We start from the raw sequence: 14,798 nt of genomic DNA, 5'->3' as shown, positions 1-14,798 counted from the left end.
TCTTGCCCGAAGCATGAATAGAAACTTAACACCCAAAGCCGACGGAACCGTCCGAAAGAGCCACGATCTCATCATGGCTCGGGGCAAGTACCAACTTGAGCTCCAGGACATGAGGGCCTTCCTCTTTCTGCTGTACAAATCCGGCGAACGCGAAGATCGCACCGGACTGCAGAGGGTCCCGATCCAAGAGATCTTGGGCTACCTTGGGCACGCCAGTATCGAAAGGCTTGAGCAGAGTCTTCGGAACCTCACCAAGGTGACAATCGACCTCGACTACATCAACAATGGAACCCCTCACTCAGTGAGCTGCCACTTCCTCTCGTTCGATGTCTCTCGCACGATCGATGGAGACCTAGAATACGCCTTCGACCCCATCCTAATGCAGTTCATCTTCGATCCTAAAATCTACGCCAAGATCAACATGGCGATCTACAAAGAATTCAAGACGACACAGGGTGCCAAGATGTTTGAGATCTTGTCGCTCTACCAGAACCGAAAGCATCGGACCTGGCACGTCTCCCTCGAGGAGTTCAAGCAGCGCTTCGGCGTGGCTGAGGACCGGTATAATCGCTTCGACAATCTGAGAAGGGTGGTCATCGAGAAAGCCATCGAGGAATGCAACACACATGCACCCTTCGGTGTTCGCGTTCAGTACATCCGCAGTGGCCGCGGCGGGCGAGTGACCGGTTTGGAGTTCTCTATCGTCCCCCGGAGTGAGATCGTACTCACGAAGCGGTCGAAGCCGGCAAAGAAGAAGCCGCGTGACCCTCTCACGGTCGACATGCTCACGGGACACTCTGACACGGAAGCCGGCCGGAAGCTGGTGGTCTCTGAGGAGGCTGTGGCCGACGCCAGCACCTTGCTTGAGCAGTTCTACGGCACCGACACCGCGCTCGTAACTTATCTCGATACCTGGCGAGCCTCAGTGGACGGTGAAGCGATAGCCGACCCTGACCAGACGTTCCTTTCCTGGCTTCGTGCCCGACTTGAAAGTGAGCGATCGCCACAGCCCGACCGGTTCGACAACAACGTTCTAGACAGCATTCTCATGGAGTTCGAATGACCAGCACCCTTCAGGAAAACGTCTCAGCTCGCCTGCGCTACGTAGAAGAAATCGCGGCAGCCCTGGAGGTCTCTGACAACATCAAGCAGGTGGTTGCCAAGGAGATCGACGGGACACGTTTCACCCCCGAGAGCCTGCATCGTGAATGGCTGAACCACACATGCTTGTACAAACCCGATGACCCCATCAGGCTATCGGCGATGAAGTCTCCTGACGTCAGCTACTTCAAGTTTGCCGAAAAGCGGGCAAAGGAGCCCGATATGCCTGCCCCGCACATCGTACGAACCCTAGTCAAGCAATATGGCGTCATTGGTGTCATGCAAGTTCGAGAGTTCATCTGGCCACGCCAGATCGAGTGGGCCACTGCCCTGCAAGCACACCCCGATGATGATGTCGTCCTCTACGCCACCTATTTCCTTCGCGAGGCAACCAGCAATGACTGTGATGAGAGCTTCAAGGGGCTCGTGAAGTTCTACGAAGAGATCATCGAGCCAGGGCTTTACGAAACCGTGCGTCGCTTCGACCTTGAAGAAGAAGAGGTCATGGCGGCAGACGTAGCCGATCTGCAGATCTTCCCTTCCTGCATTGAATACATGCGTTGGAAGCGCGCAGACAAGAACGCCAAGATGCCGACTACCACAAAGGAAAAAGCTGCCGAAGCTATCCGGCGGCAGTACGAACTCTCGGAAGAGGCCGAGAAGATCGCTGCGCTGCAGGAGTGGTACCGAAGCCATCCACTGTATCAGAATGATATGATCATTCCCGAAGCCTGCAAGGCAGGCCTCAAGAGCGACGAGCTCCTGCAGGTGCATGAAGAGTTTCTGAAATCCTTCTCGACAGATGGCGTGCCCAAGAATGGAGAGACTCCTGAGCTCCGCTTCATGTCGATGATGACGGGTTTTAGCCGAGAGAAACGAAGCCTGCCGCCTGTTTCCAATGCCGAGTACGCGAGGCGCAAATCAGACATCTCGGGGCTTTCCCACACATGGAGCCGGAAGCTCACAGACAGTCACCTCACCCTCGAGGGTGGCGATGCGAGCACATTCAATCAATGGCAAACCCAGACCTTGAACGGAGAGCGCCCTCTCCCTGAGAACTGGCTTCTGGACTACCATCTATTCTTGTTCGAGCGCCTCTCGGCATAGACAACAGACGGCATTTTCTTTACCAAGACACTACAAAGCAGAAGACACTACCATGAGCAGCAATTTTTCGTTCTTCGACGAGATCGTCGGGCGTGACACCCCGCCTAAGGCAGAGCCGGCTCCGATTGCCGAGAAAGCCAAGAAGCCCACATCTAGCTGGCCCGAAGCCCCAAAATTTGATGCCTCCTCGGCGCGGCGTCAGAAACAGGAAGACAAGCCGATTGCGTTCGAGGCGTCGCGCTTCAGTGCAAGTAACTGGCGGAACATCGAAGCGCCCATCGAAGAAGCCCCATCTGAGACTGGGACTTCGCCTCGAAAGGAAAAGCGGCTACCGCGCCGGCTGTCCAGGATCCGGCAGGGGCTCGTAGAAGAGAGCCTGCCCACTGAAGAGCCTGCCTCGGACGCTCCCGCAGAGCGCGAACCGGAGCCCAAGCAAGCACTTCTTCCGGCACCTTCTCCTCAAGAGTTGGAACGCGCCCGCCAGCTTGAAGCGGCCGAGCGGCATCGCAATCGTGAAGACAGCCAGCGCTCTCGCGCCTGGAGCAAAACTGTGAGTGCGATCCATGCGATCTAACTCCGATTCTATTCTTGACTATGTGCTGATCTATTCTTTATACGAGTGCGCAGAATAGATATTGGACTCCAAAATGCAGATCACCCTGCGCACAGCAAACGCCGTTCAGCGTGAAATGACCTCTCTCATCTCCGATCTGGTGAAGGAGCCGGTCATCTCGGTGAACGGCATCGAAGAGCCGGTCGCCCGCGTAAAGGAGGCCGCGTCCAAATGGCAGGAAGACATGGGTACGGCATCTGCTGTCCGGTCTGCGCTCTTCGCAATTCGCAAGAACGTATCGAATGCAAATCAGATCTCCGGCCTGAACGACATTCTCGCAGACATTGCGGCCACTGAAGAGGCCATCAAGGTCGTGAAGAAGGCTCTGGAGACCCCTGAGCGGCCGAGCTTCACCTATCTGGAGGGTGCGCACCGGAAGTTGTCCGAAGACAAAGGTGACAGTATTTACCGCCTCGGTTCCGAGCTTCCTTCCATCGAGTTCGGCATTCTTGACGAGCAAATTCGTGACGGCTTGACCACCGACCTGGCATCGCTCCGCCGTGACCTGCGGAATCTGAAAGACAAGGCACAGGAGCTCAACTTCACCACGAAGATCGAGATTTCCGATGCCACCAAGAAACTGCTCGAGGACAACAATATCCTCTGAGCTCGAGATGACGGCCACTCACTCGCCTCTGGTTTCCTTGCTCTAGGAGCTTGGGGTGGCCGTCTGGGAAGGGTTAGATCGCTCGCACCACCTCACGGAGTTCGAAAGAGCGTGCTATCCGGGTTTCGATACGAGGCGTTGGGCCTCTTGACCTTTGCTCCCCGGTCGTCGCGCTCCATGCTCTTTGCTTGTTGCCAATTGCTGGATTTTTGATCCCTGCACATTGCTCCGCGCAGCCGTCGCCCTTCCCGCCTACCGGCAAACACTTGGATACCCCAAAGTCTGTCAGGGGCATCCACAATCACTCGTCGCGTTCGACCATACGACGCTCGAATTCGCCACGCGCTCCGCTCAGGGCACTCTCCCCCAGCCAGTGTTTGAACAAGGCTCGACTTCCTGCAGCTTATCTCCGATACCGGAGCTTGGACAAAAAGGAACGACCCATGACAGCACCTCCGAGCACCGCCCCTCAGATAAGCTCCTTTCTCGAGGGCCGGAAGTTCGGATGCCTCCTCGCCGATCCGTTCAACGCCAACCAGACGGAACTCGAAAGCAGCCTGACTGTCGAAGAGATCTGCGCCCTATCGGTTGCGGAGCATATGGACGATCGCGCGCACTGCTATCTGTGGGTGCCGAACTCCAAACTTCCGGACGGCATGAAGGTCCTCCAGTCCTGGGGCTTTAAGTACACCGGCAATATCGTGTGGCAGAAGTCCCGTACCACTGAAGGTCAGGAAGGCGACGAAGTCTTTTCCGACGTCACCGAACTTCTTCTATTTGGGACTCGCGGCAAGAACGTTCGCACTCTCGGCCCCGCGCGCAGCACCGTAAACTTCATCCCCTTCGATCCCGACGGGGACCTGAACACGAGCGGCAAGCCCCAGGCTCAGTATCAGATCATCGAGCGCTGTAGTTGGGGTCCTTTCCTCGAGCTCTTTGGTAGCAGTTCGCGCGAAGGCTGGACAACTTGGAGCGGCCGGTAGACGCGGCTTGCTCCATTAAAGCACGTAAGAAAACAGGCCTACTCGCGAAAGCGAGCGGGCTCGAAAGGCAACCTACTGAAGGCGCGCTAAGCACCTTTATCCATTAAATTTTCGGAAACATTTCAGAGTCTATCTTCGCCACCTACCGAGCGAGCCGGCACATTTCTATACGTCGGTACAAAGAGGACTCTTCCAGTGACCGATATTTCCGAGACTTCCAGCCACAAGGGGCGCCTTGAATTTGAGACTGAGCCGGGGTCGAGCCGATCCAAATGGGTGGCCGGCGGACTGACCGTGGCTCTCATCGGGTGGATGGGTAGCGGCTATATTCTGCCTGCTCCCAAAGACTCTGAAAATCCTTCTCTGAAAACACAGGAGCTCAAGCCGGTCTCTGTGGCCATAAGGTCAAGCAGTGCTCAAGATGTCTTGGAAGTTTTCTCTTCAGAAGGCCAGGCGCAACCTGATCGGCGCACCGCGATACGAGCGGAGGCTTCGGCTCAAGTGGCGTCTATCTTGGCCCGGAAAGGTGAGAACCTCGTACAAGGTCAAGTGATTGCACACCTCAGCTCGCGAGACCTCGAAGCGCAGTTGGAGCAGGCAAGCGAAGAGCTTGACCGTGCCCAGCGCGACTTTGACAACGCGAACACCCTCCTAGATCGCGGGGTGGCAACGGCTGATCGGGTGGCGGAAGCTCGGGCCACACTGGCGACAGCCAAAGCGCAGGTCGCCGCGGCCGAGAAGGCGTTCAACAATTCACACATCCGGGCCCCCTTCTCCGGGCGGCTGAATACGCTCGATCTCGATGAGGGTGAGTTCGTTCAGGCCGGAACTGAAATCGGGACGATCCTGGACTCGGATCCTTTGACGGTATCCATCCAGGTTCCCCAGCAAAGCGTATCACGCATCCGGGCCGGGCAGCCGGCCCAGGTCAGCTTTATCACCGGCGAAACCAGAGAGGGCTTCGTGTCTTTCGTGGGGGTCGACGCAGACGGTGAGACCCGGACGTTCCCTGCTGAAGTCGAGATTGCCAACCCGGGTAACAAGTTGCCATCCGGCCTCTCAGCTCAAGTTCAGGTGCCTACAGGGAAGCTCAGGGCCCACTTCGTTTCCCCTGCCGTGCTCTCGCTTAATGAGGATGGCGACCTGGGGGTGAAAACCGTCGATGCGACCAATACCGTGGTGTTCTTTCCGGTCATCGTCGAGCGGGCTCAAACAGACGGCATTTGGGTCAGTGGGCTGCCGGAGAAAGCTGACATCATCACTGTTGGCCAAGGCTTCGTGCGCGACGGAGAGATGGTGGCACCAAAATCGATCGATGTTGAGGACTCTGAAAATTCCGTTGAGGCGGAGGCGCGGCTATGAACACGCTGATCACTGCCGCCTTCTCCCGATCTCGCGTCATCATCATCTTGCTGATGATCGTTTTGACCGTGGGGTCACTGGCCTACGCCTTTATTCCAAAGGAATCCTCTCCCGAGGTGCCGATCCCGATGGTCTTCGTATCTGCTGCGCTGGAGGGCATCTCTCCCGAAGATTCCGAGCGTTTGCTTGTCGAACCCCTCGAAACCGAGCTCAGTGCGCTCTCCGGCCTCAAAGAGATGTCGTCTACCGCCTCTGAAGGCAGCGCGAGCGTTCAGCTGGAGTTCGACCCAGGCTTTGACTCTGAAGAGGCTCTCGACAAGGTCCGCGAAGCCGTCGATCGTGCCAAGAGCGATCTTCCCGACGATGCCAACGATCCCGTTGTGCGAGAGATCAACACTGCTCTCTTTCCGATCCTGACGGCGATCCTTTCAGGTCCAGTGCCCGAGCGAACCCTCAACGACATCGCCAATGACCTTCAAACGGATATTGAGGGTACCTCCGGTGTCCTCGAAGTCGACATTGGCGGAGCCAGAGATGAACTGCTTGAGGTCCTAATCGACCCCACCGCCTTTGAGACCTACAACCTCAGCTTTGACGCCATCATGAACCAGGTGACCCGCAACAACCGGCTGATTGCGGCTGGTGCCATCGACAGTGCTGCAGGACGCATGGTGCTGAAGGTGCCGGGCCTGATCGAAGATCTGCAGGACGTGAGGGCTATGCCGGTAAAAGTCAGCGGCGATACCGTCGTTACCTTCGGCGATGTGGCAACCATACGGCGTACCTTCGAAGACGCCTCAGGCTTTGCCCGCATCAACGGCCAACCTTCTCTCGCGCTCGAAGTGAAGAAGCGCGTGGGGTCAAACATCATCGACACTGTCGAGGGTGTTAGAGCTGTCGTCGAGAAGGCGCGGGAGTCCTTGCCAGACAGTGTCCGCGTCACCTACATGCAAGACGAGTCCGAGCAGGTGAAAACCATGCTCAACGACCTTGAGTCCAACGTGATCGCCGCGATCCTGCTAGTGATGATCGTCATCATCTGGGCCCTTGGCGTTCGGTCCTCGATCCTTGTCGGTATGGCAATCCCTGGCGCCTTTCTGAGCGGTGTCGCCGCACTCTACTTCATGGGCCTAAGCATGAACATCGTCGTGCTTTTCAGCCTAATCCTCGTGGTCGGCATGCTGGTCGACGGAGCCATCGTTACGGTCGAACTTGCTGACCGATTTCTCCACGAAGGAGATGCCCCTAAGGACGCCTACTCGAAGGCGGCCAAGAGAATGGCCTGGCCAATCATTGCATCTACCGCCACCACACTCAGCGTCTTCTTCCCCCTGCTCTTTTGGTCGGGCGTCGTCGGAGAATTTATGAAATTCCTGCCGATCACCGTTCTGCTGACCCTGTTCGCTTCTCTGCTGATGGCGCTTGTGTTCATCCCGGTCCTCGGCGGACTCATTGGCCGTCGTCAGCCTCAGTCTGCCAAGCAAGCACGGCAGCTCTACGATGCAGAGGAAGGCGATCCCCGCCGGATGACCGGATTTGCCGGGCTCTACGTCCGTGTCCTCGAGTGGGCCATCCTGAGGCCTGGGCGGACTCTGATTTTTGCGATCCTTACGCTTGTGTCCTCTTTCGTCGCCTACGGCCACTTAGGCAATGGTGTGAGTTTCTTCCCTTCAGTGGAGCCGGAGTTCATGCAGGTGCAGCTTCGCGCTCGCGACAACTTCTCAGTCTATGAGAAGGATGATTTCGTACGGCAAGTTGAGCGGCGTCTTCTCGAGTATGACAACGTCGCCAGCGTCTACGCCCGTACCGGTGCCGGCTCCCGTCAGGGTTCGGAGGTCATCGGTACGATCCAGCTGGAGCTCACGGAATGGGATACACGGAAGCCGGCCAAAGAGATTGGGGCTGACATCCGATCGGACATGTCTGACATCGCGGGCATTAACGTTCAGGCCCAGGTGGACTCAGGTGGGCCGTCAGGCGGCAAGCCCATCAACTTGGAGATTGTCTCAAAAGATCGTGACGCGCAGGCAGCCGCAGTCTCTGAAATTCGAGAGGCCATGGACCGGCTTGGCGGCTTTACCGATGTCACCGACACACGGGCTCTCCCCGGCGTGGAGTGGGAACTCGTCATGGATCGTTCGGAGGCGGCTCGCTACGGGGCGGATGTGACCCTTCTGGGCCAAGCAGTGCGTCTTCTAACGCAAGGCATCACTGTGAGCGAGTACCGGCCCGATGATACCGATGGGTCCCTGGATATCCGCGTGCGCTTTCCAGGCGAGGAGAGAAATCTGGAAGAGCTGCAAAACCTGCGGGTTCCGACCAGCAGCGGTCTGGTTCCGATCTCGAATTTCGTCGAGTTCAAAGCCATTCCGCGGTCGGGCTCTATCGAGCGCATCAATCAGCGCCGGGTGATCTCGATCGAGGCTGACGTCTCTCCAGGACTGCTGGCCAACGACCAAGTGACCGCTCTGCGGGCGTCCATTGAGGAGATGGATCTGCCCGACAGCGTCGACTGGTCGTTCAAGGGTGAAGCCGAAGACCAGCAGGATGCCATGACCTTCCTCGTTGGAGCGTTCGTCGCAGCAATCCTGATGATGGGGATCATCCTCATCACGCAGTTTAACAGCTTCTCGCAGGCTCTCATCGTAATGAGCGCGATCGTCTTCTCCGTGGCCGGCGTCCTCCTTGGTCTGATCATCACGGGGCGCCCTTTTGGCGTGGTGATGGGCGGCATCGGCATCATCGCTTTGGCCGGCATCGTCGTGAACAACAACATCGTTCTCATCGACAGCTACAATGAGCTGCGCCGTGAAGGGCTCTCTGCGCAGGAAGCCCTACTGCGCACCGGCGCCCAACGCCTTCGGCCGGTTCTGCTGACATCGATCACGACTGCCCTTGGTCTTCTGCCGATGGTGATCGGGGTCAACCTCAACTTCTTCACGCGCGAGATCATCTATGGCGCCCCCTCGACTCAGTGGTGGATCGAACTGAGTTCCGCCATTGCAGGTGGATTGGTGTTCGCCACCGTTCTCACTCTGGTTGTGACGCCGGCAATGCTAATGCTCTCTCACACGCTATCTGAGAGGCACGCGTCTCGTCGGAGACGAAAAAGAGGTGAAACGCCGTCGGGTTAGAGCTAGGATCGCAGTGTTTTTCAGCACTGCGATTTTTTTTGAGATGATTGACCTGACACCCTACCTGAGGGCGCTTGCCGTCCGTCGACCCGTTTTCCATTCCAAGCCAGATTTGCAGCATGAGCTTGTAACTCACGCCAGATCCAGAGATCCCGAGATCGAGGTCCGCGCCGGGGCTCCGGCAATGCTTCCCCATAAGGCTTTCCTGGATGTCATCCTCAAAGCAGGTGCCTTCGAATTCGCACTCGAGATCATGTACTGCACCCGGTCTCTGAAAACCTCCATCGACGGCGAGAGCTTCGACCTCGTCGACCAGGTAGCTCAAGGAGCGCGGTTTCAGACTTTCCTGCAAGGCGTCGAACGCTTGAAGGCATTCGCCAATAGCTCGAGCTCAAGAGCGGGAGCCGCCCTTATGGTCACCAACGATCCGGTGTTCTGGTCGCCTCACACGATGGTTCGAGATAGCTTGCAGAGCGCACATCTCATCCATCCTCCGGCAATCTTGCGAGACCAACTTCGAGCGAACTGGCGAGGATACTCGAAGATACCAGGACAGACCTTTGGGACCTTCAATTGTCTTTTGGTCCCGATCGGCTGGCAATAGTCCGGGTTCCAAGAGGTCCGATGTGAGAACTTCGGGCCTCATCACTTGGCATCCATGGACGTCATGCTTTCCCTCCGGAGAAGGCAGGGCGACTGTTTCTCGGCGCTGAGGGCCCGCCGACTACGGCGTTGGGCAATGGTCGCTTCCCATTTTCGCCCCGGCATGTCCCATGCTTTGTCGCATGCATCCCCAGCGGTACCTGCAGGAGTGCCTAAGGGAAGTTCGAATGAGTTCCATGTTTTGCACTTGTGATGCTGCCTTGGTCGCAGAAGCGACATCAAACTGACACCGCGGATGGGTTGTATGCCCTCCGCGGTTCTTTCTTTTCTGGAGATCGAATTTGGGAAAACCTGCCAAGAAGACCCCTACCACGCGCGCAGAAGACAACGTGACGAAGATGTTCGAAGACGGCCATGCTCCGATCACGCACCTGAAGGTCAGAGGCTTCGAGCCAAGAACCGATGGTCAGAAGGCATTGCGACGTGCGATCGGAATGCATGACCTCAGCTTCGGCCTTGGTACCTTCGGAACCGGCAAGACATTCGTGCCTGTCGCGATGGCCATCGAGGGGGTGATGCGAGGCAGCTTCTTGCGTGCGTTCTTCGTGCGGCCGGCCGTAGAATCTGGTGAGAAGCTAAGCTCCTTGCCGGGCGATGGTGGCGATAAAATCGCGCCCTTCATGCAGCCGCTGATCGATTGCGGAACCGACTTCATCGGCGCCAAAACGTTGCGTCGCCTGATAGGAGCGCGGCAGGTCGAGTGCCGGCCGATCGCCCACACCCTTCGCAATGATGGGAACTTCAAGCTTCACAAGGCCGCTGGGACTTATGAGCCCACGTTTTCAGAGTTCGGCGAGGCGCAGAGCGGCAGGGTGACCATCCAGCGTAAGGTCCTGGATGGCAACCCGTTCATCGCGGCCGTCCTCTCGGCCCAGCGCGACATTGGGTCTAACACCATGATCACGATGGAGGATGGGCGCACACAATCGGCAGTGTTGATCCCACTTCCAAAGCACAACTCGATGTCCTCCATACCGGCCCGGACGACTGATCCTGAAATTGCATTCGACATCCTCCGCGAAGGTGGTGAAATCTTCACGCAAGCATCGAACCGCAATGAAGGTATGCTCATCGAGGCCGACGGTCCCAAGCTGCGGATCACCATTCCCGGCAAGAAGTCTCTGGCTAAGCGCTATCAGGTTCCGGAGTTCGAAGAGATCACCGGGCAGCTGTCGGGCGACTGGCGCGGCGTGCGCGGTTGGATCGATCCTGATGACATACTTGCTCTAACGGAGGTCATTCGCGCCCAGGGGATGTCCCTGAATTTTTCAGGTCTCTGCCGTGATAGGGTGAATGAGGCTGCCCTCGCGAAGGTGGAGGAGGCTGAGTGCTCGAGGTCCATGGCGGCCGCGTGATGCCTTCCACATCATTGAACTCGGCGCGGAAAGCTGGCTTGGCTCCTATCCGCCAAGCCAGCTATTTATTCACTCTATCGAGAAGTGAGCGTCTGTCGGCTTCAAGCCGTTGATCGGTGTAATATCTTGAGGGCAAGCCGACATCGCGACGATGCATGGTATCAAAGCCTTCAAGCCTACTCGGTCGCCGGGAGCCGAAGGCGGTTCGCCTTGAATGAGCTGCCCGTCATCTGTGATCGGAATGTTCATGAACAGATTTAGCGGCTGCGGAATATTGCTCAGAACCTCGCCAATACGCTCAAGGGCTTCTGTCAGGTTCTGAGAGCACGAACGATGCGATGCGTCACAGCCAAGCCTCTTGTAGCGCTCTGCATCACATGCAGCCATGATCGTGTCATGCACGCCCGAGGAGGTATCTTCCGTCATCACAAGCATCTCGATCCGCCTATTGCTAAAAAAGGAACCGCCAGGCTGCGGGCATAGACGTCCATTTTCAACGCGGGAGTGTTCCATCGACATGTAATGTGCAATATCGCCCTCGGCGAAGGCCCAGGTATCGACGACCTGAGTTCCAGAGGTGTTGATGATCGAGATCGTCTCTCCTGGCTTCAGCCGCACTGCAACGCCGTGTCCAGCTGGTATGGTCTGAAGCCCTGTCTGTAGTTCTACGGTCATGCCATGGCCTCTGCTTCTGCGGTTTCCGCCCACCACGGTTGATTGCAGATATGACCCAAGAAACCGGTCACGATAAGAGCCCCTAGATAAGAGGTTGCCCCTGTGCCGATGTCGAGAGGCGGGTTTACTTCCACAAAGTCGAAGCCGACGATCCGGTGCCTTTGAGCCAGAGCTTTCAGGCTCTCCATAAGTTGCCGGAAGGTTAGCCCATCTGGCTCGCCCGAGACACATCCAGGAACAATCGACAGGTCAAGCGCATCGACGTCAATCGTGACATAGACGTCCGACCCTTCTGGCAGGAGTTCGGCAATTCCGGCCGGCCCAAGCTTGCGGGCTTCGGTCATGCAGATAACTCGATGTCCGTTTGCCCGAAGCTCATCCACATGACCCTTGGTCGTTCTCAGGCCGCGAATACCGACCTGCGTGAGCGACAAGCAGGTGTCCATCTGCGTGATGTACCGGAAAGCATGGCTATTAGTCCTGTTCAGGTCTTCATCGATTTCTGCGTAGTCCTGATGAGCGTCGAACTGGATCACGTGAGCCGGCTTATCGAAAGCCTCAAAGATCGGATATGTGATTGAATGATCACCCCCGAGGATCACCGGGAACAGGCCTGCATCAAGCATCTCCCGCACCTTAGCGGTGATCAGTTCGAAGGTGCGACCAGGGTTCGCCGGACGGATGTCGATATCGCCGACGTCGATGATGTGCCCATTCGAAAGTTCGGTTCCGAGATAAGTTTCACCATTGTCTGGATCGTACAGCGGCTCGTCGACCGGGATCCTCAGCGAATGCTCGCGGATACCACGAGGCCCAAATCGAGAACCTGGAAGAAACGGCGAACCCTCGTCGAAGGGAACGCCGAGAACACCAATCCGCGCACCCTTGAACTCTGAAGGCTCGCTCGCGACACGCTGTCTCAAGAATGTCGGGATACCTGTATAGCCGCGATTGACGGTCTTCATCGTTAGTCTCCTTTAGTTGGCTTTTCTGAAATCTGGATGGAAGGCTTGGACGCGATCAAAGAACTCGGCGACCCGCGCATTCTTTCTACTAGAGATCACCTCCCTAGGGTCGCCGTCGGCCACTATCCTTCCGTGATCCATGAACATGAGCCTTGTGGCGACATCTCTTGCGAAGGCTAGTTCATGAGTAACGACCATCATGGTCATACCTCCGTCTGCGAACTCACGCAGAAGGTTCAACACCTCCCCCACAAGCTCCGGGTCGAGCGCAGAGGTTGGCTCGTCAAAGAGCATGATTTCAGGGTCCATCGCCAAAGCTCGAGCGATGGCGACACGCTGTTTCTGTCCGCCAGATATTTCCCCTGGGTACCGCGCGGAAAGATGAGAAATCTGAAGGCGGTCAAGAAGCCTCCGAGCATTGTTCCGCGCTTCCTCGACACTTCGCTTTGCGACCCTTATCTGCGCACGTGTCACGTTCTCTTCGACCGTCAAATGGGGCCAAAGGTTTAGCGACTGATAGACCATGCCGATGCGAGGTCTGATCTTGTCGATCTCTCGGCTGGATTGGCGCCTTATCAGGCCCTCGGGGGACCGGTCGCGACCAAGGTACTCACCGCCCACCTGCACAAAACCGTCGTCCGGCGGATCGAGCCACAGGAGAGTGCGGAGAAGCGTAGACTTACCGCAGCCGGAAGGCCCAACCAGAGAGACGACTTGCCCCTTAGGTATTCGGAAATAGACCTCATCGAGGGCGCGAGTATCGCCAAAGCTTCGGATTAGGTTAGTTGCTTCAAGCGCAATTTCAGTCATGTGCGCCTCCCGTCGAGGACAAGATATCTGGACACCAGTGGTGTCATCAGACGATTGCGGCTCGCCCCTGCCAAGCGACGCTCAAACATGGTGGCGCCAAACGCGAATGCCGCGGTTATCGCCCAATAGATCAGAGCGACGGCGATGAAGACTTCGAAGGGGGCAAAGGTCTCCCCTTGGACCACTAGTCCTGAAAAGGTAAGTTCAGCGACCGTGATCGTGGAGATGACTGAGCTTTCCTTGATCATGGTCATCGTACAGTTGACCACTGGGGGAACCATTGGCGCTAGGATCTGCGGGATGATGACATCTTTTGCAGCCGCCGCAGGCGACATGCCGATCGCCCGCGCAGACTCCCACTGTCCTTTTGGTAGAGCCTGCACGCATGCACGAATGATTTCTGTATAGTAGGCGCCCGCGAAGAGTGAGAGCGCGGCGGTTCCGTTTACGATTGCTGGAAAGCGGATCCCTGCGGCCGGCAAGCCATAGTGAATGAGGAAGAGCAGCACGATGAACGGGATGCCACGCATCACCGCGATGTACGTCGAACAAATCCAGCGCAAAGGTGCAAACCTTGAAAGAGCGGCCAGGGATGCGAAACCGCCGATCGTCATTCCAACGACGAATGCGATGGCTGTGATCCTGAGCGTCATTCCTGCGCCCTCCATGAAGAGCGGGAGGTTGTCGATGATAACAGAAGGATCAAGAGACATTAGCGGCTCTCCCGTGCAAAGCGGCGCTCAAGGAACCAGCCCCCAGCTGTAAGCGCGAGATTGATAAGGAGAAACATCAGGGCTGCTGCGAGGATGGGCTCGAACGGACGGAACTTTGCTGCCCCAATCTGTTGAGAGACACGCAGCGCTTCGACGACTGTGATGACCGATAGTAGTGCAGTGCCCTTCACCACCACCGTTCCCTCGTTAATGAGCATAGGAGTAATGCGGCGGAAGAGCTGAGGCAGAACCACTTTCCTCCAGATGATCCGAGGAGGAAGGCCAAGAGCCGTTGAAGCCTCTATTTGCCCGCCGTCAATTTCAGGGAGAGACCCCCTCATGATCTCCGAAATAAAGAAAGATGAGTTCAACGCGATTGCGGTGACCCCCGCCACCTCCGGGGGCAAGCGAAGGCCGGTTGCGGCTGGGAGCCCGTAGTAGATCAGGAAGATCTGGATCAGGATCGGAGTGCCTCGGATGAAGCTTAGAGATAACGCAATCAGCCCGTTCACTGGCGTAATCTTTAGCGATCGAATGAGGGTCAGCAGAGTTCCACCGACCAAAGCAAGGCAGAAGGCTAAAACCGCAATCCGGAGATTGATCATCGCCGCATCGGACACGCGAGGCAGCGAGGAGAGGACGTATTCAAAATCGAACTTCATGCTCTTTTCCAAAGGGGAGGAGGACGGCCCCGGCACATGCGCCGGAGC

The 14,798-nt window shown here is 57.1% G+C and carries 14 protein-coding genes; 9 read left to right on the top strand and 5 right to left on the bottom strand.

What is annotated here, in order from left to right; genetic code table 11:
- The first annotated feature begins 13 nt into the window (after positions 1-13).
- The 9 genes from AYJ57_RS21795 to AYJ57_RS21755 all read left to right on the top strand — a co-directional run bounded on the left by AYJ57_RS21795 (position 14) and on the right by AYJ57_RS21755 (position 10,925).
- Positions 14-1,063, top strand: a complete 1,050-nt coding sequence (locus tag AYJ57_RS21795; RefSeq protein ID WP_083191450.1) for a replication initiation protein — start codon at positions 14-16, stop codon at positions 1,061-1,063.
- A complete protein-coding gene (locus AYJ57_RS21790) occupies positions 1,060-2,208 on the top strand; it encodes a hypothetical protein (protein WP_066110955.1) in 1,149 nt (382 codons plus the stop codon). Before AYJ57_RS21795 ends, AYJ57_RS21790 begins: the two co-directional genes overlap by 4 nt.
- Before the next feature lie 52 nt (positions 2,209-2,260).
- Positions 2,261-2,782: a hypothetical protein gene (locus AYJ57_RS26050; RefSeq protein ID WP_157374364.1), complete on the top strand. Its 522-nt coding sequence runs from the start codon at positions 2,261-2,263 to the stop codon at positions 2,780-2,782.
- A gap of 73 nt (positions 2,783-2,855) precedes the next feature.
- Positions 2,856-3,428, top strand: a complete 573-nt coding sequence (locus AYJ57_RS21780; RefSeq protein ID WP_066110950.1) for a hypothetical protein — start codon at positions 2,856-2,858, stop codon at positions 3,426-3,428.
- 443 nt (positions 3,429-3,871) lie between these two features.
- A complete protein-coding gene (locus tag AYJ57_RS21775; protein WP_066110948.1) occupies positions 3,872-4,411 on the top strand; it encodes an MT-A70 family methyltransferase in 540 nt (179 codons plus the stop codon).
- A 195-nt stretch (positions 4,412-4,606) separates the two neighbouring features.
- Positions 4,607-5,773 (top strand): efflux RND transporter periplasmic adaptor subunit, encoded by a 1,167-nt coding sequence (locus tag AYJ57_RS21770; protein WP_237220267.1) that lies wholly within the window; start codon positions 4,607-4,609, stop codon positions 5,771-5,773.
- Positions 5,770-8,907 carry an efflux RND transporter permease subunit gene (locus AYJ57_RS21765; RefSeq protein ID WP_066110947.1) on the top strand — a complete coding sequence of 1,046 codons (3,138 nt, stop codon included), beginning with the start codon at positions 5,770-5,772 and terminating at the stop codon, positions 8,905-8,907. Before AYJ57_RS21770 ends, AYJ57_RS21765 begins: the two co-directional genes overlap by 4 nt.
- 13 nt (positions 8,908-8,920) lie before the next feature.
- On the top strand, positions 8,921-9,511 hold the full coding sequence (locus AYJ57_RS21760) for a hypothetical protein (RefSeq protein WP_066110944.1): 591 nt from the start codon (positions 8,921-8,923) through the stop codon (positions 9,509-9,511).
- Positions 9,512-9,908: 397 nt separating this feature from the next.
- Complete coding sequence (locus AYJ57_RS21755; protein ID WP_066110942.1) at positions 9,909-10,925, top strand: PhoH family protein; 1,017 nt, start codon at positions 9,909-9,911, stop codon at positions 10,923-10,925.
- A gap of 69 nt (positions 10,926-10,994) precedes the next feature.
- Here AYJ57_RS21755 and AYJ57_RS21750 read toward each other — a convergent pair whose 3' ends face one another.
- The 5 genes from AYJ57_RS21750 to AYJ57_RS21730 are packed head-to-tail and all read right to left on the bottom strand — an operon-like array spanning position 10,995 to position 14,750.
- Positions 10,995-11,600: a DUF1989 domain-containing protein gene (locus AYJ57_RS21750; protein ID WP_066110940.1), complete on the bottom strand. Its 606-nt coding sequence runs from the start codon at positions 11,598-11,600 to the stop codon at positions 10,995-10,997.
- Positions 11,597-12,565 carry an arginase family protein gene (locus AYJ57_RS21745; protein ID WP_066110938.1) on the bottom strand — a complete coding sequence of 323 codons (969 nt, stop codon included), beginning with the start codon at positions 12,563-12,565 and terminating at the stop codon, positions 11,597-11,599. Before AYJ57_RS21745 ends, AYJ57_RS21750 begins: the two co-directional genes overlap by 4 nt.
- A gap of 12 nt (positions 12,566-12,577) precedes the next feature.
- The gene (locus AYJ57_RS21740; RefSeq protein ID WP_066110936.1) at positions 12,578-13,375 is read right to left on the bottom strand and encodes an amino acid ABC transporter ATP-binding protein; all 798 of its coding nucleotides are present in this window, start codon (positions 13,373-13,375) and stop codon (positions 12,578-12,580) included.
- Entirely contained in the window at positions 13,372-14,088 is a 717-nt protein-coding gene (locus AYJ57_RS21735; RefSeq protein WP_066110935.1) for an amino acid ABC transporter permease, read from the bottom strand. The genes AYJ57_RS21740 and AYJ57_RS21735 overlap by 4 nt, the downstream gene beginning before the upstream one ends.
- On the bottom strand, positions 14,088-14,750 hold the full coding sequence (locus AYJ57_RS21730) for an amino acid ABC transporter permease (protein WP_066110933.1): 663 nt from the start codon (positions 14,748-14,750) through the stop codon (positions 14,088-14,090). Before AYJ57_RS21730 ends, AYJ57_RS21735 begins: the two co-directional genes overlap by 1 nt.
- Positions 14,751-14,798: the final 48 nt, after the last annotated feature.

Source organism: Salipiger sp. CCB-MM3 (genome assembly GCF_001687105.1).
Taxonomy (GTDB): domain Bacteria; phylum Pseudomonadota; class Alphaproteobacteria; order Rhodobacterales; family Rhodobacteraceae; genus Salipiger.
Note: the sequence above shows the minus strand (reverse complement) of the source record. Positions and strands in the feature narration are given on the sequence as shown.